This window comes from Undibacterium sp. Jales W-56 (assembly GCF_025548535.1).
Classification (GTDB): domain Bacteria; phylum Pseudomonadota; class Gammaproteobacteria; order Burkholderiales; family Burkholderiaceae_D; genus Undibacterium.
The window spans coordinates 235,631-257,328 of record NZ_JAJLQW010000004.1 but is presented as its reverse complement, the minus strand read 5'-3'; the positions used below and the strand labels follow the sequence as shown (position 1 = coordinate 257,328).

Sequence of the window (21,698 nt, the reverse complement as noted above, 5' to 3'; positions counted from 1 at the left end):
TTTCATGCAACATATAACTGCACCCGAGTTGGCAAACTGGTTGGCGGATACGGCAAAAAATCCTCCGGTTTTGCTCGATGTCAGGGAACCTTGGGAGCATGAAACCTGTCATATTCCAGGTGTTGTGCTGATGCCGATGCAGAGCATACCGGCGCGACAGCAAGAGCTGGATCCTGATGCAAGCATCGTCTGTATTTGTCATCACGGTGCGCGCAGCATGCAAGTCGCCAATTTCTTAGAGCGTCAAGGATTTACCCAAGTGATCAACCTGACTGGCGGTGTGCATGCTTGGGCACAGTCGGTCGATACTGCAATGCCGACCTATTGATTGAGACGTTTGACGTGCAACACCTCAAACAACCATTTAACTAACTACTACTCTCCCGGAGTGTTACATGCGTAATTCCATCATTGCCACACTGGTTGCCAGTGCTTTTCTGTCGCTAGATGCCAGCGCCAGCGACCTGCTGCAAATTTACAAAGATGCTTTAGTCAATGATGCGCAATACAGTAGCGCTCGCGCCTCGCAAGTCGCAGGCAAAGAAAAATCGATACAAGGCCGTGCCGGCATTTTACCTAGCGTGGCGTTGAGCGGTAGCGATGTGCGGACCAACAGTAGTTTTGAATCGGACTATATCGGCCGTGACAGCAAGGGCACCAGCTACACCAATACCTACACGCTGGCTTTGTCGCAGCCATTATTCCGCTGGGCCAACTGGCAACAGTATGAGCAGGGTAAATTATCCGTGATCGCCAGCGATGCGCAGTTTGCCCAAGCGCAGCAAGACCTGATCGTCAGGGTAGGGCAGGCGTATTTTGATGTGCTGGCAGCGCAAGATACACTCGCCACTTTGCAGGCGCAGAAGTCAGCCACGTCCGAACAGCTGGCATCGGCGAAGCGTAATTTTGAAGTCGGTACTTCCACCATTACCGACACGCACGAAGCGCAAGCCCGTTACGACCTGATCGTTGCGCAAGAATTTGCCGGCCAAAGCGATCTGCAAATCAAACGTGCGGCACTTCAACAGATCATCGGCAAAGAGGCCGGTGATCTGGCGAGTTTAAAACGGGGAATCAAACTCAGCTCGCCTCAGCCAGAGCGTATCGATGAATGGGTCGGTTCCGCAGAGAAACAGAACTACGGCGTCGTTGCATCGCAGGTCGCTTTAGAAATCGCCCAGCGCGATATCTCAAAAAATCGCGCCGGTCATATGCCAACGGTGGATCTGGTCGCCAGTACCGGGCGCACTGCATCGGGCGGCAATTCCTTGTCCGGTACCGGCGTTAGCAAACCGACGACCATCGGCGTGCAATGGAGTATTCCCTTATTTTCCGGTTTCGCCGTGGATAGCCGCGTGCGTGAGTCAATCGCTTTGGAAGATAAAGCCAGGAGCGATCTCGATTATGTGCGCCGTACCGCAGCGCAAGGAGCGCGCCAGGCTTATTTCGGCGTGAATAGCGGCCTGGCACAGGTCAAGGCTTTAGAGGCGGCCGAGATTTCGTCCCAATCCGCCCTGGATTCGAATAAGCTCGGCTACCAGGTAGGCGTACGTATCAATATCGACGTGCTGAATGCCCAGCAGCAGCTGTACACCACGCGCCAGAATCTGGCCAAAGCACGTTACGACACCATCATGAATGGTTTGCGCTTAAAGTCGGCCGCAGGAACCTTGAAAGAAGCTGACCTGGCAGAAATTAATGATTTGTTGCAACATTGATTTGGCAAGAGTCAGCCTGCAAAAAAAAACCTGCGAAAGCAGGTTTTTGTTTATATAGGATTGACGCAAAAATCAAAACCTCTCACCACAGAGACACGGAGACTCAGAGGAAGCGCAAGAGTAAACAGCTCCATGGAATGATGATATTAAAACGAACCCGCAAGCTGGGTGCACCTGTTGACACGAAATGGCTCGGAAAGCCGCATCCAGCCTGCGGGTTCAATGCAGATCGTGGCAAGCAGTTTTCTGTATTGGGTAAGCCCTAATAATATAGATATTTGAATTGGCGCTGCAATTTGCCGGAAAATGAGGTGGTGCGTACGGCATTAGTATTGCAAGGGATTTAATCCTGCTAATATGTGCGGCTTGCTGCATCGCTACCGAATTTAGCCGCCTGCAGCACAACTAAGCCTACCTCATTGAAAAGGAATGAAAACATGACGATCAAATCTCGTATGCATCACCGTATTTTGTTGGCAAGCGCTGTTTCTATGCTGGCACTCTCCGCGTGTAATAAAACCGAAGTGGCTGCGACAGGTCCGGCCGCAGCCACCGTCAACGGTACGGCAATCAGCGAGAGCCGCGTGGATTTGATGGTGAAACAACGTGCAGCGCAAGGTCAGCCGGATACGCCTGAGGCACGCAAAGAAATCGTCGATCACCTGGCGATGCAATTATTGATTGCGCAGGAAGCCGTTAAAAAGGGCTTGGATAAATCCCAGGAAGTTCTTGAGCAGACCGAATTGACCAAGCAATCGATCCTGGCGAATGCATTCATTCAGGACTACCTGAAAAATAATGTGATCACTGACGAAGTACTCAATACCGAATACGACAAACTCAAAACCAAGCTGGCCGGCAATGAATACAAAGCGCGCCACATCCTGGTAGAAAAAGAAGCGGACGCAAAAGACATTATCGCCAAACTCCAAAAGGATGCTGGCGCATTTGAGGCCATTGCCAAGCAAAAATCTCTGGATGCAGGCTCTAAAGCCAATGGCGGCGATTTAGGCTGGTTCGATCCTAAGCGCATGGTGCCGGAATTCGGCGAGGCCGTAGCCAAATTGGAGAAAGGTAAATTCTCCCAAGAGCCCGTGAAATCGCAATTTGGTTACCACATCATTTTGCTGGAAGATTCCCGCGCCAAAGTGATTCCGCCGCTGGCACAGATCAAGGATGGCTTGAAGCAGCAGGTGCAGCAAGAGAGTTTGAAGAAATTGTTAGACGACATTCATACCAAAGCGAAAATCGAGATGGTAAAAGCTGCCGCGCCAGCGCCAGCACCTGCGTCTGCATCCGCAAGCGCTGTTTCAGCGGAAACAAAGACGGCTGAGCCAGCGAAAAAATAATCGTGCTGGAGTTTTGTCGCACATATCTGCAGGTAAGGATATGTGCGGCAATAGACAAAGTCAAAAAGGAGCTGCGGCTCCTTTTTTATTCCGATCTAATTGTTGGCAGGCCCTGGGATTTACGCAAAACAGAAAGCTGCTTACCGCCATGTACATCACGCCCGCAGGCTGGATGCGGCTTTCCGGGCAATTTCGCGCCAACCGGCGCACCCGGCTTGCGGCTTCGTTTTTATACGCGCACTTCTTCGAGCCAGTTGCTCTTGCCTTTTCTTTCTGTCTTCGTGTCGCTGTAGTGAGAGGTTTTGGTTTTTGTGTCAGTCCATTAGTGAGGTTCATTAGCTTGCTGTAGCTCATCGATGAGCCGGTGCAGGCCGTCAGTCAGCGCTTCGACGGATGCCTGCATATCCCAATCATCGTCGCCGATTCTGGCCACATTGGAGATGGCCCGTAATTCCAGAAAGCGTTGATTTTCTTGCAGGCAAACATGGAAAAAAGCAGCGCCTTCCATGTTTTCAATATCGATATTGCCCGTATCGATAAATGGCGCAAGTGCGGCGTTCAAGGACACACTGCGCGCGCGTTTGAACGCGGTTTTGGTCGTGATCGACGGACAGTGCAAGGTATGACGTCGTTCGAATTCCATGGCGATAGGCAGGTGTGCCATGTGGACAAATCCGTTCACCGTGAAAAATCCCAGGTCGCCTTCCAACTCGCTCTCTACGAGCACCACATCAAACAGTTTGAGCGGCGAATGCGGATAGACGCCTGCGATCCCGGCGAGGATCAGGACATCCGCCTGCTCAGCCTGTATCGCTTTCAGGGTGGCGATGGCGGTGGCCGTCAGTCCAACACCAGAGATGATCGTGTTAACGCCATCACGTTGAAACAGGCTGGCTTCGGTAAGAGTAGGGAAGAGTACGGTAATTTTCATCGGACAATTTTACCGCGATGTATCCGAACTGGATGCGCGAATCGCGCTACATCCAGGCGATTGTTGATCAGGATCCCAATAAACTTGGTAGCGAACCAGAAAAATGCCCTCCGGTTTACAGCGGAGGGTATTCGACGATCTAATCCTGCTCAAATTGTGTGCAGCTCATGCGAGCCTCTTCAGCCGCAAGCCCCCACATAACCGCAAGAAACGCAGCGGCTGCAGCCATCGATTTTCTGCAAGGCATAGGCGCCGCAATCGGGGCATTTCTTGCCTGTTGCGAGATAGCTGACCGGGGCCGACTCTGCCTCATACGCCAGATCGTCCATGCCATAGGCCAGGCTCTTGTTGCGGAATTGTTCTGCCAATACAGTCACCGGAACTTGATTGCCGGCGGCATCGAGAAAGCCGCGCTTGATCAGGATGCGCTGCAATGAATAACCGATCGCCGCGACTTCGGATTCATGGAATAGCGGCGCCTGGGTACCGTCTTCTTTGGTGATGGCGCCGCACCGGACCGTACCTTTGTCCCATACCACTTCCCGCATATCAGCCAGCGCTTTGGCAATCGAGCCGCCGGAGCGCGCTGCCATCGATAGCAGGCGCATGCTGGCGGAGATCCATTGCTGGCCGTCGTTCTTTTGTCCGGCCGGCATGAAGAATTCAAACGGACGCTCTATCGTCACGCGCTCGCCGCCGACCATGCCTTGCAGGTGGATGAAGCTGACAGTCAGGTAGACGGTTTTCTTCCCTTCATAGGTCATGTACTGGACTTTGGAGGTCACCGATTCGAGGTCGCCGAAAGGGCGGCCATCGAATTGCTTGCGCAGCAGATCGTCGTCTGGCGTCGTGTTGACCGCAGGGGCGGTTTCCGTTGCGACCGATAATACGCTGCCCAGAATGTTGTTTGGACGGTAGGTGGCCAAGCCTTTGAGGCCGGCATGCCAGGCATCCATATACAGGTTCTGGAAGTCTTGATACGGATAATCCGCAGGGACATTCACTGTTTTTGAAATCGAGGAATCAATGTAAGGCTGCACCACTTGCAACATCTTCATGTGGTCGGTCGCCGACATATTCAGCGCGGTCACAAACTGCGGCGGCAGCTTGCTGTCGTCGCTGACATCGTTGCCCATGTGGCGATACAGACGCCAGGCGTGATCGGCGACTTCATAGATTTTGCTGGCGCCGTCGTGCATGCGCTTTTTCCGGTTATAGACCCATGAAAACGCTGGCTCAATCCCATTCGATGCATTGTCCGCATTTTATTATTATCTAAAAACGGTTGACCGTCGAACCGTAGATATGATGAGCGGTAGAACCGAATTTTTATCAACCGACCAGACGACCGAAAAAAACGTAAATCGGTTGACCTAAAGTTACACACCTCACACACCAGACCTAGGTTAACCAAAAAAAGACGGTTGCACTTGCTTCCTTTAAGTAAGTATCACAGTGGAAGCCATGCTACTCGTTCCGGTTCAAACCCAACCAATCAGGCGTCTTTCAAGAGATTCGGACGCTTAACCGTTGAAATGGTATATTGGACAGCTCTTGCGAAAGCTCCTCACGATAGTTACAGACGGTGGGCTCAAATTGAACTCCAACCAGCTTTATTCAAAATATGCTGGATCCAAAAACGTGGTGTCGATGTGATGGTGTTGGTGGGCGAGAAGGTCAATAAATCAAATGCGCGCCACTCGGCATTAAACACTCTGGCTTTGGGTGACATACCGATTCGAACGATTAGTGCGTATGCGATTCATCATGGGAAATTTATTGTCTTGGACTGCAAACGCGTTGCAACCTGATCCTTTAATTTCAGTATGGCTGCCATCAAATCGTGCAGCGAAAACGTGCTTGTCGTCTCCTGATTAGTTACCAACCTCAGATAAGCTTGCAAATACTACTGATTATGCATACAGTTATGTTTTGAAAGCGTTTCGGGAGTGACGAAATGGCGATGAATCGATTGGAGTTTTAAAAAGGGATTTCGTTGGAAACTTTTTTTGATCAAAATGGCACTAAAGAGCAATGTGAAGAAGCATTGGTAGTGAGTCGTTGGCCGGACGGATATGCGTGTTCGTTGCTCCTGTCCGCATGTCTCGGTCACGCACAATCGCGGGGAATAATGGGAATGCCCTGCCTGTGGTTACTGCCGCCTTCATTTGCCCAATATGCTGAACTGCCTCCATGAGCAATGCGCTGCTCACGGAACCCAAATCAGTACGTGTGCTGCGGCTCTCTGAGGTTGGTAACGAATTAGGTGTTGTTTTGAATAACTCTGAGCTAGCCGCTTCCTACTCGGCGCATTGGGAAAATCCCTGGCTCCAAGGATCTAATTACAAATTACCCAACTGATGCTATGAAAAATGACTATACGATCAATGAGATTGAGCAAGCTATAAACGCCTGGCGTTATTATGGGCTCATTGATGGCCTTGCACTTGGTCAGGAAGCGCGAGCGCTGGCTAATGTGTACGGCTTGATGATATATCAGAAAAAGAAAAGTGTGTCGTCCTCTGAATTGACTTCATTCCAGATTAAAGTTTTGAATTCCCGACCTCAAGCATAAACTTGCATGTTTTTGGGTAGGTATATTCGATACCTTGGAGAAGTTTTCCTTAACATGATGAAAAATCTAAAAGTGGAGGTTGCCAAGTTTGTTGCCAGACACGGTTTGACGTAATTAAGCGACAGCGGAGACCTGACTCCATCGACTTTGATGGATCCATCTAGACTGACGAACTACGAATACGGGCAACGGTTGGCGTAGAATGTACCGCCATTCGATCTGAGGAAGACGAAAATGCAACTTGAACTAGTGTGGCCAGAAGGCAGAGTGGTACCTGTTCCGCTCACGGACAAATATCACCTGCACACCCACCTGTACGGGTTTCTGGTGACGCGCTACTACTATCCCCGTGACATCTCCCCGAACATGGCTCCTGTCACAGGCGGTTCTCTGCGCCAAATTGCCTACGACCTCAAGGCGTTTCTTGAGGCGCTTGCACATAACGGCATCGAATATACGGAAGCGGACTTCTCTGACCATATCGAGAAAATCATCGAAGCGCAGCTGGGGACGGCGAACCCCACGACCTACAACTCCAGAATCACGCGCATTCGGGATTTCTACACATACCTTCAGAAGCAAGGTATTCGCGTAAGGGCCAGGTTTCCTGCTCGAACCGTCCAGCGTCGTTCCCTGAATCTTGACGATAACTTCCTAAGTCATACGGCGTATGGTCACTCTACGACCTATGAAAAAGATGACAGCCATAAGCGGACAACACTGAAAGAGGATTATAAAGACCAGGTGATCAGCATTGATCACTACGGTAAGCTGTATCGGGCGCTCAAGGAGATTGATCCCGTGTATGCGGTACTGGCACAAGTAATGATGCAAACCTTTTTGCGTGTCGCAGATGTTTGTGAGATGCCACTGCACGCCAATCGCCACAACCGCTATTTGCCACTCTGGCCGGAGTTCGAGCGCAAAGACAGAAATTCAATGCGCTACAAGCTTCTGACCAAGCGAAGCAAGCTGATCGAAATCGATGTTTATGGCGATACTTTGCGTGCCATCTATGAGGATTACATCCAGCCACATTACCGAGACCGGAAAGAATTGTTTGATTCGAGCTACATGAAACGGGCAAACGCAACGCTTGAGTTCGGCAACATTCGCGACAAATCTCGACGAACCTGTCCGGAAGATATTCTCTGGCTGACTCGGACCGGAGCACCTGTGAAGCCTTACATGATCGAGGACGCATTTAGGGGCACAGGTTTGGAAGTTCACCCTCACATGCTGCGCCATACGGGTGCAACTCACACGCTTTGGAACTACTGCCAAATACATAATATTGAGCCCGATGTACGGCTCGCCACTGTGTTTCAAGAAGTTCTGCAAGGACAGCTCGGACACGCGGATCTTGAGACGACCCGTATGTATATTCGAACTATCATGAAACTTAAGGGTCGCGAGAGCATGCCCTTCATTCTGCCCGGCAACAAGGCAAGAATTGATGAACGTCTGGCAAAGAAGATCAAGCAGGACATTTCTGAGGTGATAACTCGGTTTTTTGTGTGCCGTGCTGAACAGATAAAAGTCGATCAAACATCCCGCTATCCGGGTGTTGCTGATGACTGAAAAATGACCCAGTTAAAGGCTGCGAACGCAAAGTGCGTTTCCCTTTCCCATTGCCGCGACCAATTTGTTTTTTCGCTGAATTTTGCTTTTTACTTCTTTTTTTGCAAAATGTTGTCAAGATCTGTCATATTGTCCTTCTCCTCTTCTTATTTATCGTTCAACGAAATCTAAACTGAACGTGTCTGTTAGATCAGCGTGGTTAAAAGTGCGAAAGCCACACTCTATTCGCAACTCTAGAGGCCAGCTCAGTTAACTTGACCGCACCCCCGATGGGTCATTTTTAAATGTAAATCAACAACATACGATCCAACAGTGCATCACTTGTTGGTCGTCTCGCATCGATTGGCACGTCGTCAGGATGCATGCGACAAGGCTGTACTTGTATCCCAATCAGCTATGTCTTTGGCAATGAGTGCAGCAAAACCAATGGAATTCCAAATATCGGAGACGAACTGAAAAATGTATCTTCGTCACATTCCGATCCGCTGAAATTTGCCAATTGGTGGATATATTGTGCACACTGATTCCTGCTTAAACCCTCCGATTCCAGTTCCAGCCCCAGATTAGGACGCTGGCAAGTTCGCTACTGAGTTAATGGAGCTGAAAAAAATGTGGTTACAAAGTCGCAACTTTTTGAGTATCATAGTAAGCAATTTGTGATGGGTAATTTTTGGAGGAGTTTTGGGAGTATATGTTGATAACGTGCGGATAGCTTGGCGCGGACGTCACTGGTGCCATCTGGTCGCCGACTCACTTGATGAACTGCATCAATTTGCTCATACACTCGGACTTAAGCGCGCATGGTTCCAAGCTCACGCATCGCTACCGCACTATGATGTCATCCTCCTCGAAGAACGCGACTCTGGCATTGCGCAACGGCACGGCCGTCAGCAGTCCAACAAACGGTTGATCGATGCCGCGGCGACTGGCAATGCTCAGCAAGTCTGCCGCAGGGTCATCTGAGCAATAATCCTTAGACACATTGGCGTTGACGATGTGGCGAGCACGTCGGAACCCACCGCCAAAGAATGAAGACGAAAGAATCGACAACATCTTCCGACTTTGAATATGAAGCACCTCTGGCTCTATGTGAATAGCAATGCCGTGTATGGTTATTTGTGAAAGCATAGAAGAAATTCTACTGTAACACTGGAAACCTCCATCGCATTGGCAGTGCAGCCGGACCAACGCAGTAACGCAACCTGTTCAATGAATTCTTGATGCACCTCATCGAGACCGAGGTGCTGAGCGAGCTTCGAACTCAACATAGCAACGCGTGTCGAATGATCTGTCGGCTGTCCCATACTGAGGTCGCCCATAAATGCAAGTGCATGTAAGGCATCCAATAGGTCTATCGAATTATCCTTAAGGGGCGGCAAAATGAATAGTGTCATATTTGCCATCCTAACATTTTCGAGACGCAAACCACATCGGATGTTTGACCGATATACGCCAATCAGGTGAAGTCATATTATTAATCAATCTTAACCCCTGAGGAGATCAAGTTGAATCCAATTGCGCACGCTGTGGCTATGGCCGTAGCCTTCATCACAACATCAGTCTACGCAGAGACTAAATCTATGTTGCCGTACCCTCAACCCGATGTAGTACTTGGTGAGCAACTTCTTCCAAATGAGGAAGCGCTCGTCCGTGAAACTGCCAACATCATTGAAAAGATCGTACGAAAAGAGGCGAATGGAAGCAAAGCACATCGAGACGCACATCCAAAGGCGCATGGCTGCGTGAGGGCCGAATTTCAAATTGAAAACGATATTCCAAATCGATTGGCTAAAGGAGTATTTTTACCTGGAAAACAATATGCCGCTTGGATACGTTTTTCTAATGGTAATCCTGATGCAAGTAAGCCTGACATTGAGGGTAATGAGCGAGGAATGTCTATCAAACTACTTGGGGTGCAAGGCGACAAGATATTGGAAAATGAACGTCATGCTTCTACTCAAGACTTCATCATGATGAGCCATCCAGTGTTCTTTATGGCAGACGCCTCGAATGCGGTTTCCTTTTATGAAAAATTGGAGGGAGGTCCTCTGAGCAAGCTGGGGATTCCTCTTGCATTGGGCTGGAATGGCACAATGGTATTGCTGAAAATAAACGATTTAAAAATTGCTAACCCACTGCAGACTCGTTATTGGTCTCCCGCACCAATTCAGTTGGGCCAAGGAGATGGTCGGCAAGCGATCAAATTCTCTGCTAGAGCTTGTAAATCAGGTGGAGATATAATCCCAGATAAGCCAAGTCCTAATTTCCTACGTGAAGCAATGATCAACTCTCTAAACAAGGAGGACGCTTGTATGGAATTCTTGATCCAGCCCAAAATTTCAGATAAACAAAAGGTAGAAGACGCACGTTCAGAATGGCTCGAATCTGATGCGCCGTTCGTAAAGGTTGCCACTATCCGAATTCCGAAACAGAAGTTCGACACTCCTGAGCAGAATGCCTTTTGTGAAAATTTATCATTCACGCCATGGCATGCTATTCCCGAGCATAAGCCCTTAGGCTCCTTAAATCGTTTGCGGAAAGTGGTCTATGACCAGATCAGCGTAACCCGGCACAATATGAATGGAATTGAACGCCAAGAGCCATGAACGATATCCAATTTGGCGATTGATTCTGAATGCGAAAAATTGGTTTTTACTCTTTTATAGAGAGAGGTGTGTGAATCAAGAATGTATTCTGACCACACATCGCCAAGTGTGATTGATTCACTCAATACTTGTACCTGTATAGTGTAGCGAGACCTATAATGTGAGATTATGGGAGGCATCCATTGAGACATTTATTGATGATTGCACCTTGATAACTCAGGTTGATGGCACTTAGCCTGCCACCGTGTCGAAAAAAAGCGGCCACATCAAAAAGTGGCCGCTTTTTTTGCACGCCGCACGACAATCACTGAACTCTCTGGCTGCCGATTTGAGGCGCGTCGAGTTCAACAGGTACAATCGATACAAACCACGGCTTAGTAGATATTTCCAGTTCTGCAGATTTTTTTGATAGAATCGTAATAATGAAAGCATCAAAAGTGGTGTGCAGCACAGGTTAAGTGTCACCGGTTTTTTCCTAACGCACATAATGGGTCTGTGGTGTCGGCATGCCGGCAATATCGGCGGTCGAAATATTTAATCCAATGCCTATACAACTGGCGTTTCAAGACGAAAATCTTAGAAAAGTTTGCGAGAGCAGTATTTCGGCGAAGCGGAAATATGGCGGAATCGTGGGACCTTCGCTTCACGCGCGGCTGTCAGACCTTAGGGCAGCTGACTCGCCGGCCGAGCTAGTGAGGTGGGGATTTGCGAAGTTTGACGAAGCAGCGAATGACAGAATAGTTATTTTTCTCGATGATTCCTACCGGTTGTACGCTGTCGCGAACCATAAACCGCAGCCCGGCAAGCCTGGAAAATTAGACTGGGCCCAAGTTATCCGCTGCTACGGCACCCCGAGTCAAGGCTACGCCTCTAACTTCAACGGTGGCATACGCGTGGGGGCTGTGGTAACGGCAGGCGTGGGTAACGCAACCTGTGCTGGTATCACACGACCGTGGCATGCATCCAAGCCGGGCACGATCAATATCATTTTGCTGCTGGATACAAAGCTCACCCGGGCGGCGATGGTGAACGCCATCATCACCGCAACTGAAGCTAAGTGTGCTGTTTTGTATGCGATGGACATCCGCACGCCAGACGGTGAGCTTGCCACGGGTACGTCGACCGATACCGTCACCGTAGCCACGACCGGGCACGGAACGACACAGTCCTATGCGGGGCCGGCTACCTTGCTTGGATGGTTGATCGCCAAAGCGGTTAGACAAGCGGTGGAACAATCGCTGCTGGCTGCGCGACCTAGACCATTGCAGTCGTAACTATTTATCTTCGGATGCCATGATCGCTTGCCTGGCCCAGGCAACTAATTCTTCAGGCTGTTCAAATAATTCCTCGGGCAACGAATAAAATTTCCTCACCTCGATTCGTCCTTTTTTAGTGTGGTATGAAAATGGCAGTGAACCGCGCTTCTCATATTCAGGTCGGGTTTCAGCGTTGACGCGAAAATAAAGCGTATTCCCCATAATCATGGCGAACTGGATACCTTGGTATTTCATGGCCTGACCACCAAAGAATTTACTGTCTGAGAATGGCGCTAAAGGCGCAAGGAGTTCTCGCACGTAATCGACAAATTGACTAGTGGTACTCATGCGTTTTCCTTCCTGTTTAAGTTCTATGGAATGTCTTCGATTTGTACAACCTACCGGCCAACTCCGTCTACTGTTATCAATCCGGCCAATGATCTTGCCATGAATGCGAATGTCATTTCCCACTTGGGTAAGTCCAACATCGTTCTTTACTACATGTATGCGCGTCCATTTATCTGATGCGTGAACAATGACTGCCTGTCATTGATGATCAGCCTCATCCCGGCAATCCGTTACCAAGTATCTCCAGAATAATGTTTAATACCCTGATCCTCCGGATAGATCTCTCGCTAGAATGAAAGGGTACAATTCCCGGACAACACACTTTTGGAAAACGTAATGTCAGAAAACCCAGAAAAATCAGAGCCGCCAATTCCATTAACAATCACCGTTCCACAAATGATCGAAACCGCTGGACAGATCATTGCGGCATTCCAGAAAAACCAAGCAGAGAGTATTGAAGCCATTAGAGAACACAATAATGTGCAAGCTAAGCTTTGGGGGCGCGCACTTTGGGCAGAAGCGATATTTGTTGCTACTGTTATTTTTAGTGGTCTCGGTTTTGCTGCTTATCTAGCTTGTATCAATCAAATTGGCACCGCCGAAAAGATTGCTTTTGCTGTCTTTGGTTTTATCGGTGGACGTGGTTTTCTACACATTCGTGGGTTGATGGACAGTCGTTCAAAAAAATAACGTAACAAAACTAAAGCAATGCATTTCTTTAATCCATGAGCACCCAGTCCTAACCGTCGTATTTGCGTTGATTAAACGATTCTGAATGATTGGCAATCTTGTTAAGCGATTTTCTTAAACGTTCCTCTAACATCGAAAATCGATTGGTTGCAAACAGCTCGGTACATAAAATTAATTCTGAGCAATCTGATGAAAACAAAGAGGCATCGTCATCCAATGCTAGCCAGCTTTGAACGACAGACGAGTAACTTAGCAAGAAGGCTTCAATTTCACGTAGCCTACTTCCTAAAATATCGGTTGTTTCGCGAAGTTGAATTTCTGGGGTTACTCCAATAATTCTCGTTGCGATATCTGATGCGAAAAATCCCCTCAATTCGTCTATAGAAAATCGCAGTCGCCAATCACTAGTAACAACAATGTTTACTTCGGGAAATTCACGAAGAATTTCCTCTATTGAGGCCAGATATATAAATTGCTGAGCTTTATCGTTTCGGGCAGCGAATGGGTGCAGCACGCCGTCAAAATCTAAAAAAAGTAACACATTCTGCTTTCTGGTAGCCATCTGAAGTACAGCCTTGATCGGAGTGACCTATCGCAGGTAATAACGTCATTTTGCAAGATAGTTTTAGCAAGGCCATGGTAAATAATAATTTCAGCTATAATCATTGATATGAAAAAGCTGGTCCGACTATTTCTATTATGCATCATGATCGCGACGATTCCCGTTCAGGGTATTGCCGCGGCTACCATGCTCTATTGTGGAACCGAGCATCACCATGCATTGTCTAGTGATCAGAGCCAGCACGAGCAAAATGAACATCATCATGATGTAGTAGAAAAGTCGTCGGATCATTCGCAGCCCGACACCTCCTCAAAGTTCTCCAAAAACAAATGCAGTTCTTGCGCTGCCTGTTGTGTTGGTGCTGCAATGGTGACAGGATCGCTGCTTCAAAGCAGTCCTAGCCCTTCCTCGGAAAAAATTACTCAGATCTTTTCCTGCCACATTGGCCATATCAGTGATGGCCTCGAACGACCTCCGCGCGCTTAATTTCCATCTGCAACGCCAGTAGCTATTTGAAGCTATAGAGGCGCTGATCGTCTGTTTCAATCAGCTTAGCCCTGCGTTGATATTCGCCATTGCATTGCCGCGTCTATGCGCGTTTTGCCTTGGCTACCTTATTCATTCACTCACTGAGGATTTCATGAATCCATCTATTTTTCCGTCAAGGCTACGGTTGGTACTAGCTATGCTCGCCATGCTTACCTTAGGTCAGAACGTCCTTGCCCAGGAAGCAAACCGCAGCCAACGACCAAATCCCGTAGACGCCCAGGCCATCGTGCCACCTGTGATCTATCTCTCCACTTTACAAAATTATCGCCCTTTTACGGATCAGGAAGTTAGTTCCTGGAAGGAGTTGAATGACACAACGGCGCGCGTTGGAGGATGGCGAGTTTATGCCAAGCAAGCCAGGGAGCCTGATCCCAATGACGCTAAACCTATCGCGACCGAAAAAGAGACTCCCACATCGGACAAGGCCAAGTCCATGGACCACAGCAGTCATACAAAATGAAGGAAACCACCATGCGAACAACCTCAAATGGCAAGTTTTTCCACCGGCCAGGCAAGCTCGCCGCCCTGATAAGTCTCCCATTGATACTAGGCGGCTGCGCCAGTTTCAGTTCTGATAGTGGATTTTCAACGGTAGAGCAAGTAGCAAAAGAGCGCCTTGGCAAGGAAGTTACCTGGCAGCGTTCTGATAACGCGATTGATACCGCAGCACAAAGGGTAAAAGAATTACTTGCATCTCCTTTGACTGTCGATGATGCCGTACAAATCGCCTTGCTTAATAATCGTAGGCTACAGGCTTCGTTCTATGAACTGGGCATTTCCGAGTCTGATTTTGTGCAGGCTGGCCGATTGCCCAATCCCGGGTTTTCATTCAGCCGTACACGGCAAGGTAGTGAAGTTGAAATTGACCGGAGCCTGACTTTCAATATTGCGCACTTGTTGACGATGCCTTTAACCAGGCAGATGGAACAACGTCGCTTCGAGAAAACCAAGCGTGAAGTGACTATGCAAATGTTGTCTTTGGCTGCGGAAACGCGCAAAGCCTACTACATGGCCGTGGCGGCAGACCAGACCATGCTGTACATGCAACAGGTCAAAAAAGCTGCTGATGCAGGCGCAGAGTTGGCGGGAAGGCTTGCAAAGGCGGGTAACTACAACAAACTGCAACAAGTCCGCGAGCAGGGGTTTTTTGCTGAAGCTGCCCTCAATCTGGCGCGTGCAGAGCAGGCGCAGACTCGTAGCAAAGAGAAGTTGACGCGCCTGATGGGGCTATGGGGGCCTCAAACAACCTTTACTCTGCCGCTCAGATTACCTGATCTGCCTAAGAAACCGAATGACATGGCCAATGTTGAACAGATGGCGATGGTGCAACGGCTGGATGTGCAGGCTGCCCGCCTCAGTACAGAGCAGTTAGCGAAAAATCTGGGCTTGAGCAAGGCTACCCGGTTCATCAATGTCCTGGAAGTGGGTGCTATCCGCAATACCTTTAATGATCAGCCTGTGCAACGGGGTTACTCGGTAACACTGGAGCTACCTTTGTTTGACTGGAGCGGTGCCAAAGTAGCCAAGGCAGAAGCGTTGTATATGCAAGCGCTCAATCGTACTACTGAGATTGCCATCAATGCCCGTTCTGAAGTCAGGGAAGCCTATTTGGGCTACCGCTCAAGCTACGACATCGCCATGCATTATCAGAATGAAATTGTGCCTTTGAAGAAGCGCGTGTCTGAAGAAAACCAACTGCGCTACAACGGCATGCTGATCGGCGTGTTTGATCTGTTGGCCGATGCGCGCTCCCAAATCGCCAGTGTGAACAGCGCGATTGAGGCCAGCCGTGATTTCTGGATTGCGCAAGCTGATCTGGAAATGAGCTTGTTGGGACGCCCAAACATGAGCGCCGCACCGATGACTGGTACGGGTGGCAGCGATACACCAACTGCCGGACATTGATGACATCGCGCATTCGAAAAATAGAGGAAATAAAATGAGTTCAAGAAGAAATTTTTTAAGCGGCCTGGGCGCGATCACTGCTGCGGCTTCCGCTGCGTCAGTCAGCAAAGTCGCCATGGCAGCATTGCCAGAACCTGCCACCCAGACCTCGCCGGATACCATGGCACCGCTAGTGCCAAATACAGGACGCCCCTATAACCCGGTGGTGACCCTCAATGGCTGGACCTTGCCATGGAGGATGAATAATGGTGTCAAGGAATTCCATCTGGTGGCTGAGCCAGTCGTGCGTGAAATGTCACCAGGCATGAAAGCACACTTGTGGGGTTATAACGGCCAGTCACCTGGCCCAACCATCGAGGTGGTCGAAGGTGACCGCGTGCGAATATTTGTCACTAACAAGCTGCCAGAACATACCAGCGTGCACTGGCATGGGCAACGCTTGCCAAACGGTATGGATGGGGTGTCAGGCTTGACACAAAAGTCGATACAGCCTGGTAAGACATTCATGTATGAGTTTGTCGCGCGCAGGCCGGGCACCTTCATGTATCACCCGCATGCAGATGAAATGACACAAATGGCGATGGGGATGATGGGCTTTTGGGTCACGCATCCCAAAACCAGACATCCGCAGATTGCTGAAGTGGATCGCGATTTCGTATTCCTGCTCAATGCCTACAATATTGACCCTGGTGCCTTCACCCCCAAGACTTCCACCATGCTGGACTTCAACCTATGGAGCTGGAATAGCCGCGTCTTCCCTGGTATTGACCCGTTTGTGGTGCGCAAGAACGACAAGGTTCGCATCCGTATCGGTAATCTGACGATGACAAATCATCCTATCCATATTCATGGTCATGAATTCCAGGTCACGGGCACGGATGGCGGCCCAGTTCCTCATTCGGCGCGCTGGCCAGAAGTCACGACAGATATCGCGGTGGGTCAAATGCGTCAGATTGAATTTCTGGCAGATGAAGAAGGCGACTGGGCTTTCCATTGCCACAAGTCACATCACACCATGAACGCGATGGGCCACGACACTCCTAACCTGATTGGCGTTGACCACTCTGGTGTTGCCAAGAAAATTACCAGTCTTATCCCTGAATACATGGCCATGGGCGAACGTGGCATGGCGGATATGGGAGAAATGGAAATGCCTCTTCCTGATAATACGCTACCCATGATGACGGGCGACGGCCCATTTGGTGGCGTTGAGATGGGAGGAATGTTCAGCGTCCTGAAAGTCAGGAAAGACCAGAAGCCAGGGGATTACAAAGATCACGGATGGTACAAACACCCGCCAGGAACAGTTGCTCAGGAATGGACCGGCTGCATCGCAGAACCTGCGAGGGCAACGACCGTAGGCGGTAAATCCATGCCCCTGAAACGGAAGAATCAGCAAGAAGTTGAAGTACAAGTCCGCAAACCTGTCGGCAAGATGGAACATTAATTTTTAACACTGAAAGGATCACTCCCATGAAAACTCGCCTCACTGCCATCACAATTACTTTAGCGCTTGCGTTAGCCGCTCAAGCCAGTTTCGCCCATGATGATCACGCACATGGCCATGATAACGAAGCCATCGGCAAACCAGGCACCGCCACGGCAGCCACCCGTACGGTCAACGTCAACATGACCGACAACATGCGTTTTACGCCATCCAATATCGTCGCCAAACAAGGTGAGACCATTCGTTTCGTGATTAAGAATTCTGGCGGCATCAAGCACGAATTCGTCCTGGGAACAGAAAAGGAGCTGAAAGAACACTATGAAGTCATGAAGAGAAATCCAGAAATGGAACACAGCGATCCCAACATGATCACCCTGGCTAGTGGTCAAACAGGTGAAGTTGTCTGGCAATTCACCAAGGCTGGAAAGATTGATTTCGCATGCCTGCAACCTGGTCATTATGACGCTGGCATGAAGGGTAAGGTCGCCGTCGCTAAGGGCAAGGCTGTTGCCAGTGCAAGTGCTGAACCTGATGCCCACGCACACAAACAGTAATGATGCAGACCGTGTTCTCAGTTGATTACACGGTAATTTTATTGATTGACTTAAAAATAGGAAACATCATGACCATTATTAAATCTCTGACCCTGAGCGTTCTCACTGCCGTCACATTTCATACAGCCCTTGCAGCAGATCACTCCATGTCTGCAAAAGCATCCGCTTCCATGAATAGTGTCAGCACCGACATGACAGACGGTGAGGTCAAAAAAATCGATAAAAGTACCAACAAGATTACGCTGAAGCACGGCGATATCAAGAATCTGGATATGCCTGGCATGAGTATGGTGTTCAAGGTTAAAGATCCTGCTGCACTTGACTCCCTGAAGCCCGGGGACAAGGTGAAATTCAGAGCAGAAAAAGCGGATGGCGCGATCGTAGTAACGGAAATTCAAGTCGCCAAATAAACGTAGCGAGCTACGTGTGCCAGCCAGCACGTTAGGCGGGCTGGCACATGCTCGCAATCCAATAAGAAACAAGGGAGCACTACGATGATCAAAATATTGACACTTCTGGCATTGAGCATGCTGACAAGTTTTACTTATGCCAGTGAGCCCAAAGACGCACTGGCTGCCTTCTATTCGGCCTTGGCATCAGGTGATAAAGCGAAAGCCACTGAACTGCTTGCACCTGACGTCACCATCTATGAATCCGGCTATGTCGAACGCTCACGGGCAGACTATGCCGGACATCATCTGCCGGAAGATATGACTTTTGCCAAGAAATCGATACGTACGGTATTGCAGCAAAGCCAGCGAATTGACGGGAATCTGGCGGTGATTTGGGCGGAGACAGAGACCAAAGCCAAAATAAAGGGCAAGGACACGCAGATATTTGGAACAGAAACTGCCTTACTGCAAAAAAATGGCGAAGACTGGCAAATCGTGCATGTCCATTGGTCCTCCCGAAAAGCAAAATAGCAATGGCCAAATCACAGCCTTAGTACAGGCTGCACGCGGCAATTGTGGCTAAGCATCGCGATAGCGGACCTGATAAGCGGAGAAGTTTATATGAAAAGTATTTCAGAACTTTTAGTGCCGCTATGCACTTTCAACGTTACGTCTGCTACCCCGGTACAAGCAAAATCAAATCTACTGACTCGGGGATCTTTTGCGGAAGCCTTGGCACATATAAAGGATAAAGTGATGTTGACCCGTGCTGAACAAAGATCGCCAAGTGGCCGCAACCATCTGCAATCTCCAGGATCGCTACCATTCACTTCATCAAACATTCTCCCCGCGCATTTGCCCGTAACTGGTTTGACCAATAAAGCCTTGGAAAATGAATTCAACGGGCGCGCCCTGGATTTACGGATCTATCGCCAGACATTGCTGACCTCAAATATCGCCAACTCCGACACTCCTGGTTATAAGACCATGGACATTGAAAATGAAGTGGCATTGAGAGACGGAAAAACTTCAAATACGGTAACACGCCGCTATGTGACGCTTTGCCAAGGTGCGATTGATGGTAACACGGTATAAATGGAGGTTGAGCGGGTTAAGTATGCCGAGAATGCACTCATGTACGAATATCACGTCGATCGGGGACGAGGACACTATAAAGAAATCGCAGAGTTACTTAAAGACACGCCTTACTAAAAACCGAGAGAGCATAAGACCATCTTCCCCCTTTCATTGTAGTCTGATCGACTGTTTTGATACTGAGGGAGCAGGCGCTCGACGTAGATCAAACAACCTTCAATTCGGATGAACGATGATGGACAGTACGCCCATCTATACAACTGTTAATGAATTAGGAGGTGTGTTATCGAGCACGTACACGAAAGTCATTCCGAATCTGGTGTTTCCGGCGCTCAAGATACAGCCCTGAATATCTTGTCATTGGTGCGGTTGCAGCCTATTTTTTATTGAATGAACATCGGCGCGAGTGATCAGCGTATTGCCCGGAACGCCTTCATCCTTTGTTCGCCAACAATGAACCAAGTGTGATAGACCGATTCGGGGTCGGTTTTATAGCGAGCGATCAGGTTTGTAGTCAAAAAAGATTCCAAAAAAACAATAGATAAACCAACCTAATATCAGATCAACCGAGCGTTGCGAAAGTGTATAGGGTAACGGAGGGACGCGCAATTTCGACAAGTCTGCACAATGGTGAATCTTTCCTGACACTTGCTGAATGTCGTCAATATTTAAGCTGTCATCAATTTAATCCGAGAGTTTACTTTCACGTCTCGGTCTGTCATTCAAAATCTGATGCCGACGATTGTCTTTCATCTTTTTCCAGTCCCGACATTCCTCACGTGTACGCAGACAGGCAACGCAAAAACCGGTTTTTCCCTCAAATTTGCATATTTCAATGCAGTGTGACTTGACACTCATACTTTAGATTTCAATCGGCGAGTGAACTTCGACAGTAATGTGCGACAAGCCTTTGAGACGCCGAAGTTGTGAATGATAATACGCTGGCCCACGTTGTATATCAGAGGCATCCACGGATAGCACCGCACCAAAATGTCCCGGGCCAAGTCGCCAGACATGTAAATCGAGCAATCTATCGCCAGCGGCATCCACGACCGCCCGAACCTTATTCGCCATCTTGTCGTCAGTAATGACATCCATCAATATCTTCCCCGTGTCACGAATCAGACCGTAAGACCAGTTAGCAATGACAAAAGCCCCGACAATACCAGCAAGAGGATCCATCCATAGCCAGCCAAATGACTTCGCCAACAACAGGCCAATGATCGCCAGCACCGAGACCGCAGCATCTGCAATGACGTGGATATAGGCAGCTCGCATGTTGTGATCACGGTGATCTACGTCATGGTCGTCATGACTATGCGCATGTTCGGCAAACTCCGCAACATGGATATGGCTGTGCAACGAAACTTCTACCTTAAAGGAATGTGGTTCAGGAATATCCGTGGTTGATTGCAAGAAATCGGCTTTGCGCAAAAAGATGAATTTCTGACGTGTGCCGTCAGGTCGAATCGTCGTTGCCGTAAAGTCCTGAGGCATTAAGGTTGCCCCTTCCTTTTCGGTATGAATGCGAAACACAGGAGGAATGCCATCTTCATAAATAGACAGCGCGAATAGGCCTTCAGGTGTTTCTATATGCCGCACCTCGTCATCGTGATCGTGTTCCTCATGTGTGCCGTGTCCATGGCTATGACCGTGGCTGTGCCCGTGATGATCGTCACCACTCAACAGCCACGCGCTGACAATATTGACTATGAGACCAACTACAGCAATGGGAATTGCCTCAGCAAAGTGGATGGGCTCCGGTGCCATAAGACGAGCAATGGCCTCATAACCAATCAGTAAGGCGATCATTGCCAGGACGATGGCACTAGTGAAACCCGCCAAGTCCCCCAATTTGCCTGTGCCAAACACAAAACGCCGGTCATTAGCATGCTTGCGTGCGTAAGTGTAAGCGAGTGCTGCAATCAGCATTGCGCCAGCATGCGTGGACATATGTAGGCCATCTGCTACCAGTGCCAGGGAGCCAAACAAACTACCGCCGATAATCTCTGCGATCATCATTGCACTACAAAGTGCAATTACCACCCAGGTTTTTCGTTCATTCTTTGCATGACCTTCACCTAGGAAGACGTGATCATGATCGACAGCGAAGGGTTTTTCATATAGTTCACTCATGACT

22 protein-coding genes and 3 pseudogenes are annotated in these 21,698 nt (G+C 49.0%); 17 read left to right on the top strand and 8 right to left on the bottom strand.

The features are described from left to right. Positions 1-4 precede the first annotated feature (4 nt). The 3 genes from LPB67_RS12895 (at position 5) to LPB67_RS12885 (ending at position 3,067) form a co-directional block, all read left to right on the top strand. Positions 5-328, top strand: a complete 324-nt coding sequence (locus LPB67_RS12895; RefSeq protein WP_262837663.1) for a rhodanese-like domain-containing protein — start codon at positions 5-7, stop codon at positions 326-328. A gap of 67 nt (positions 329-395) precedes the next feature. Next, positions 396-1,718, top strand: a complete 1,323-nt coding sequence (locus tag LPB67_RS12890; RefSeq protein WP_262837662.1) for a TolC family outer membrane protein — start codon at positions 396-398, stop codon at positions 1,716-1,718. 437 nt (positions 1,719-2,155) lie between these two features. Continuing rightward, a complete protein-coding gene (locus LPB67_RS12885; RefSeq protein ID WP_262837661.1) occupies positions 2,156-3,067 on the top strand; it encodes a peptidylprolyl isomerase in 912 nt (303 codons plus the stop codon). 322 nt (positions 3,068-3,389) lie between these two features. Here LPB67_RS12885 and LPB67_RS12880 read toward each other — a convergent pair whose 3' ends face one another. After that, the gene (locus LPB67_RS12880; protein ID WP_262837660.1) at positions 3,390-3,998 is read right to left on the bottom strand and encodes a hypothetical protein; all 609 of its coding nucleotides are present in this window, start codon (positions 3,996-3,998) and stop codon (positions 3,390-3,392) included. Positions 3,999-4,177: 179 nt separating this feature from the next. Further along, a pseudogene (locus LPB67_RS12875) lies at positions 4,178-5,260 on the bottom strand (ribonucleoside-diphosphate reductase, adenosylcobalamin-dependent); the annotation flags it as partial. Between the two features lie 1,103 nt (positions 5,261-6,363). Here LPB67_RS12875 and LPB67_RS12870 point away from each other — a divergent pair. From LPB67_RS12870 to LPB67_RS12860, 3 genes and pseudogenes are all read left to right on the top strand, one after another. Further along, positions 6,364-6,573: a DUF3717 domain-containing protein gene (locus LPB67_RS12870; RefSeq protein WP_262837659.1), complete on the top strand. Its 210-nt coding sequence runs from the start codon at positions 6,364-6,366 to the stop codon at positions 6,571-6,573. A 234-nt stretch (positions 6,574-6,807) separates the two neighbouring features. Beyond that, on the top strand, positions 6,808-8,154 hold the full coding sequence (locus tag LPB67_RS12865; RefSeq protein ID WP_262837658.1) for a hypothetical protein: 1,347 nt from the start codon (positions 6,808-6,810) through the stop codon (positions 8,152-8,154). A 702-nt stretch (positions 8,155-8,856) separates the two neighbouring features. Beyond that, positions 8,857-8,937 (top strand): annotated as a pseudogene (locus LPB67_RS12860) (DUF4031 domain-containing protein); the annotation flags it as partial. A 39-nt stretch (positions 8,938-8,976) separates the two neighbouring features. Here LPB67_RS12860 and LPB67_RS12855 read toward each other — a convergent pair. Beyond that, positions 8,977-9,282 (bottom strand): adenosylcobinamide amidohydrolase, encoded by a 306-nt coding sequence (locus tag LPB67_RS12855; RefSeq protein WP_262837657.1) that lies wholly within the window; start codon positions 9,280-9,282, stop codon positions 8,977-8,979. After that, positions 9,267-9,548 carry a hypothetical protein gene (locus LPB67_RS12850; protein WP_262837656.1) on the bottom strand — a complete coding sequence of 94 codons (282 nt, stop codon included), beginning with the start codon at positions 9,546-9,548 and terminating at the stop codon, positions 9,267-9,269. Before LPB67_RS12850 ends, LPB67_RS12855 begins: the two co-directional genes overlap by 16 nt. A 111-nt stretch (positions 9,549-9,659) precedes the next feature. On the opposite strand from LPB67_RS12850, the gene LPB67_RS12845 reads away from it, so the two are divergent. Both LPB67_RS12845 and LPB67_RS12840 read left to right on the top strand, forming a co-directional pair. After that, a complete protein-coding gene (locus tag LPB67_RS12845) occupies positions 9,660-10,760 on the top strand; it encodes a catalase family protein (RefSeq protein WP_262837655.1) in 1,101 nt (366 codons plus the stop codon). A 692-nt stretch (positions 10,761-11,452) separates the two neighbouring features. Further along, positions 11,453-12,034 (top strand): adenosylcobinamide amidohydrolase, encoded by a 582-nt coding sequence (locus tag LPB67_RS12840; protein WP_262837654.1) that lies wholly within the window; start codon positions 11,453-11,455, stop codon positions 12,032-12,034. On the opposite strand, the gene LPB67_RS12835 is transcribed toward LPB67_RS12840, so the two are convergent. Continuing rightward, positions 12,035-12,364 (bottom strand): TfoX/Sxy family protein, encoded by a 330-nt coding sequence (locus tag LPB67_RS12835; protein WP_262837653.1) that lies wholly within the window; start codon positions 12,362-12,364, stop codon positions 12,035-12,037. 336 nt (positions 12,365-12,700) lie between these two features. On the opposite strand from LPB67_RS12835, the gene LPB67_RS12830 reads away from it, so the two are divergent. Beyond that, positions 12,701-13,054, top strand: a complete 354-nt coding sequence (locus tag LPB67_RS12830; RefSeq protein WP_262837652.1) for a hypothetical protein — start codon at positions 12,701-12,703, stop codon at positions 13,052-13,054. A gap of 49 nt (positions 13,055-13,103) precedes the next feature. On the opposite strand, the gene LPB67_RS12825 is transcribed toward LPB67_RS12830, so the two are convergent. Then, positions 13,104-13,616, bottom strand: a complete 513-nt coding sequence (locus LPB67_RS12825; RefSeq protein WP_262837651.1) for an HAD domain-containing protein — start codon at positions 13,614-13,616, stop codon at positions 13,104-13,106. Positions 13,617-13,724: 108 nt separating this feature from the next. Between LPB67_RS12825 and LPB67_RS12820 the strand changes: the two genes are divergently transcribed. The 8 genes and pseudogenes from LPB67_RS12820 to LPB67_RS12785 all read left to right on the top strand — a co-directional run. Continuing rightward, positions 13,725-14,102, top strand: a complete 378-nt coding sequence (locus LPB67_RS12820; protein WP_262837650.1) for a hypothetical protein — start codon at positions 13,725-13,727, stop codon at positions 14,100-14,102. Positions 14,103-14,256: 154 nt separating this feature from the next. Then, on the top strand, positions 14,257-14,625 hold the full coding sequence (locus LPB67_RS12815) for a hypothetical protein (RefSeq protein ID WP_262837649.1): 369 nt from the start codon (positions 14,257-14,259) through the stop codon (positions 14,623-14,625). 11 nt (positions 14,626-14,636) lie between these two features. Further along, positions 14,637-16,070, top strand: coding sequence for a TolC family protein (locus LPB67_RS12810; protein WP_262837648.1), 1,434 nt, complete (start codon positions 14,637-14,639; stop codon positions 16,068-16,070). Between the two features lie 34 nt (positions 16,071-16,104). Further along, entirely contained in the window at positions 16,105-17,517 is a 1,413-nt protein-coding gene (locus LPB67_RS12805; RefSeq protein WP_262837647.1) for a multicopper oxidase family protein, read from the top strand. Between the two features lie 26 nt (positions 17,518-17,543). Continuing rightward, on the top strand, positions 17,544-18,071 hold the full coding sequence (locus LPB67_RS12800; RefSeq protein ID WP_262837646.1) for a cupredoxin family protein: 528 nt from the start codon (positions 17,544-17,546) through the stop codon (positions 18,069-18,071). Next, the gene (locus LPB67_RS12795) at positions 18,071-18,481 is read left to right on the top strand and encodes a copper-binding protein (RefSeq protein ID WP_262837645.1); all 411 of its coding nucleotides are present in this window, start codon (positions 18,071-18,073) and stop codon (positions 18,479-18,481) included. The genes LPB67_RS12800 and LPB67_RS12795 overlap by 1 nt, the downstream gene beginning before the upstream one ends. An 84-nt stretch (positions 18,482-18,565) precedes the next feature. Further along, the gene (locus LPB67_RS12790; protein WP_262837644.1) at positions 18,566-18,994 is read left to right on the top strand and encodes a YybH family protein; all 429 of its coding nucleotides are present in this window, start codon (positions 18,566-18,568) and stop codon (positions 18,992-18,994) included. A gap of 339 nt (positions 18,995-19,333) precedes the next feature. After that, positions 19,334-19,462 (top strand): annotated as a pseudogene (locus LPB67_RS12785) (flagellar basal body protein); the annotation flags it as partial. A gap of 780 nt (positions 19,463-20,242) precedes the next feature. Here LPB67_RS12785 and LPB67_RS12780 read toward each other — a convergent pair. Together LPB67_RS12780 and dmeF are read right to left on the bottom strand one after the other, a co-directional pair. Further along, on the bottom strand, positions 20,243-20,416 hold the full coding sequence (locus tag LPB67_RS12780; protein WP_262837643.1) for a DUF1289 domain-containing protein: 174 nt from the start codon (positions 20,414-20,416) through the stop codon (positions 20,243-20,245). Between the two features lie 3 nt (positions 20,417-20,419). Further along, the gene (gene dmeF, locus LPB67_RS12775) at positions 20,420-21,694 is read right to left on the bottom strand and encodes a CDF family Co(II)/Ni(II) efflux transporter DmeF (RefSeq protein ID WP_262837642.1); all 1,275 of its coding nucleotides are present in this window, start codon (positions 21,692-21,694) and stop codon (positions 20,420-20,422) included. Between the last annotated feature and the right edge of the window lie 4 nt (positions 21,695-21,698).

Bases quoted from the DNA above. Each gene is read 5' to 3' on its own strand.
- LPB67_RS12895 (WP_262837663.1), top strand. From the start codon at position 5: ATGCAACATATAACTGCACCCGAGTTGGCAAACTGGTTGGCGGATACG.
- LPB67_RS12890 (WP_262837662.1), top strand. From the start codon at position 396: ATGCGTAATTCCATCATTGCCACACTGGTTGCCAGTGCTTTTCTGTCG.
- LPB67_RS12885 (WP_262837661.1), top strand. From the start codon at position 2,156: ATGACGATCAAATCTCGTATGCATCACCGTATTTTGTTGGCAAGCGCT.
- LPB67_RS12880 (WP_262837660.1), bottom strand. From the start codon at position 3,998: ATGAAAATTACCGTACTCTTCCCTACTCTTACCGAAGCCAGCCTGTTT.
- LPB67_RS12870 (WP_262837659.1), top strand. From the start codon at position 6,364: ATGAAAAATGACTATACGATCAATGAGATTGAGCAAGCTATAAACGCC.
- LPB67_RS12865 (WP_262837658.1), top strand. From the start codon at position 6,808: ATGCAACTTGAACTAGTGTGGCCAGAAGGCAGAGTGGTACCTGTTCCG.
- LPB67_RS12855 (WP_262837657.1), bottom strand. From the start codon at position 9,282: ATGCTTTCACAAATAACCATACACGGCATTGCTATTCACATAGAGCCA.
- LPB67_RS12850 (WP_262837656.1), bottom strand. From the start codon at position 9,548: ATGACACTATTCATTTTGCCGCCCCTTAAGGATAATTCGATAGACCTA.
- LPB67_RS12835 (WP_262837653.1), bottom strand. From the start codon at position 12,364: ATGAGTACCACTAGTCAATTTGTCGATTACGTGCGAGAACTCCTTGCG.
- LPB67_RS12830 (WP_262837652.1), top strand. From the start codon at position 12,701: ATGTCAGAAAACCCAGAAAAATCAGAGCCGCCAATTCCATTAACAATC.
- LPB67_RS12825 (WP_262837651.1), bottom strand. From the start codon at position 13,616: ATGGCTACCAGAAAGCAGAATGTGTTACTTTTTTTAGATTTTGACGGC.
- LPB67_RS12820 (WP_262837650.1), top strand. From the start codon at position 13,725: ATGAAAAAGCTGGTCCGACTATTTCTATTATGCATCATGATCGCGACG.
- LPB67_RS12815 (WP_262837649.1), top strand. From the start codon at position 14,257: ATGAATCCATCTATTTTTCCGTCAAGGCTACGGTTGGTACTAGCTATG.
- LPB67_RS12810 (WP_262837648.1), top strand. From the start codon at position 14,637: ATGCGAACAACCTCAAATGGCAAGTTTTTCCACCGGCCAGGCAAGCTC.
- LPB67_RS12805 (WP_262837647.1), top strand. From the start codon at position 16,105: ATGAGTTCAAGAAGAAATTTTTTAAGCGGCCTGGGCGCGATCACTGCT.
- LPB67_RS12800 (WP_262837646.1), top strand. From the start codon at position 17,544: ATGAAAACTCGCCTCACTGCCATCACAATTACTTTAGCGCTTGCGTTA.
- LPB67_RS12795 (WP_262837645.1), top strand. From the start codon at position 18,071: ATGATGCAGACCGTGTTCTCAGTTGATTACACGGTAATTTTATTGATT.
- LPB67_RS12790 (WP_262837644.1), top strand. From the start codon at position 18,566: ATGATCAAAATATTGACACTTCTGGCATTGAGCATGCTGACAAGTTTT.
- LPB67_RS12780 (WP_262837643.1), bottom strand. From the start codon at position 20,416: ATGAGTGTCAAGTCACACTGCATTGAAATATGCAAATTTGAGGGAAAA.
- dmeF (WP_262837642.1), bottom strand. From the start codon at position 21,694: ATGAGTGAACTATATGAAAAACCCTTCGCTGTCGATCATGATCACGTC.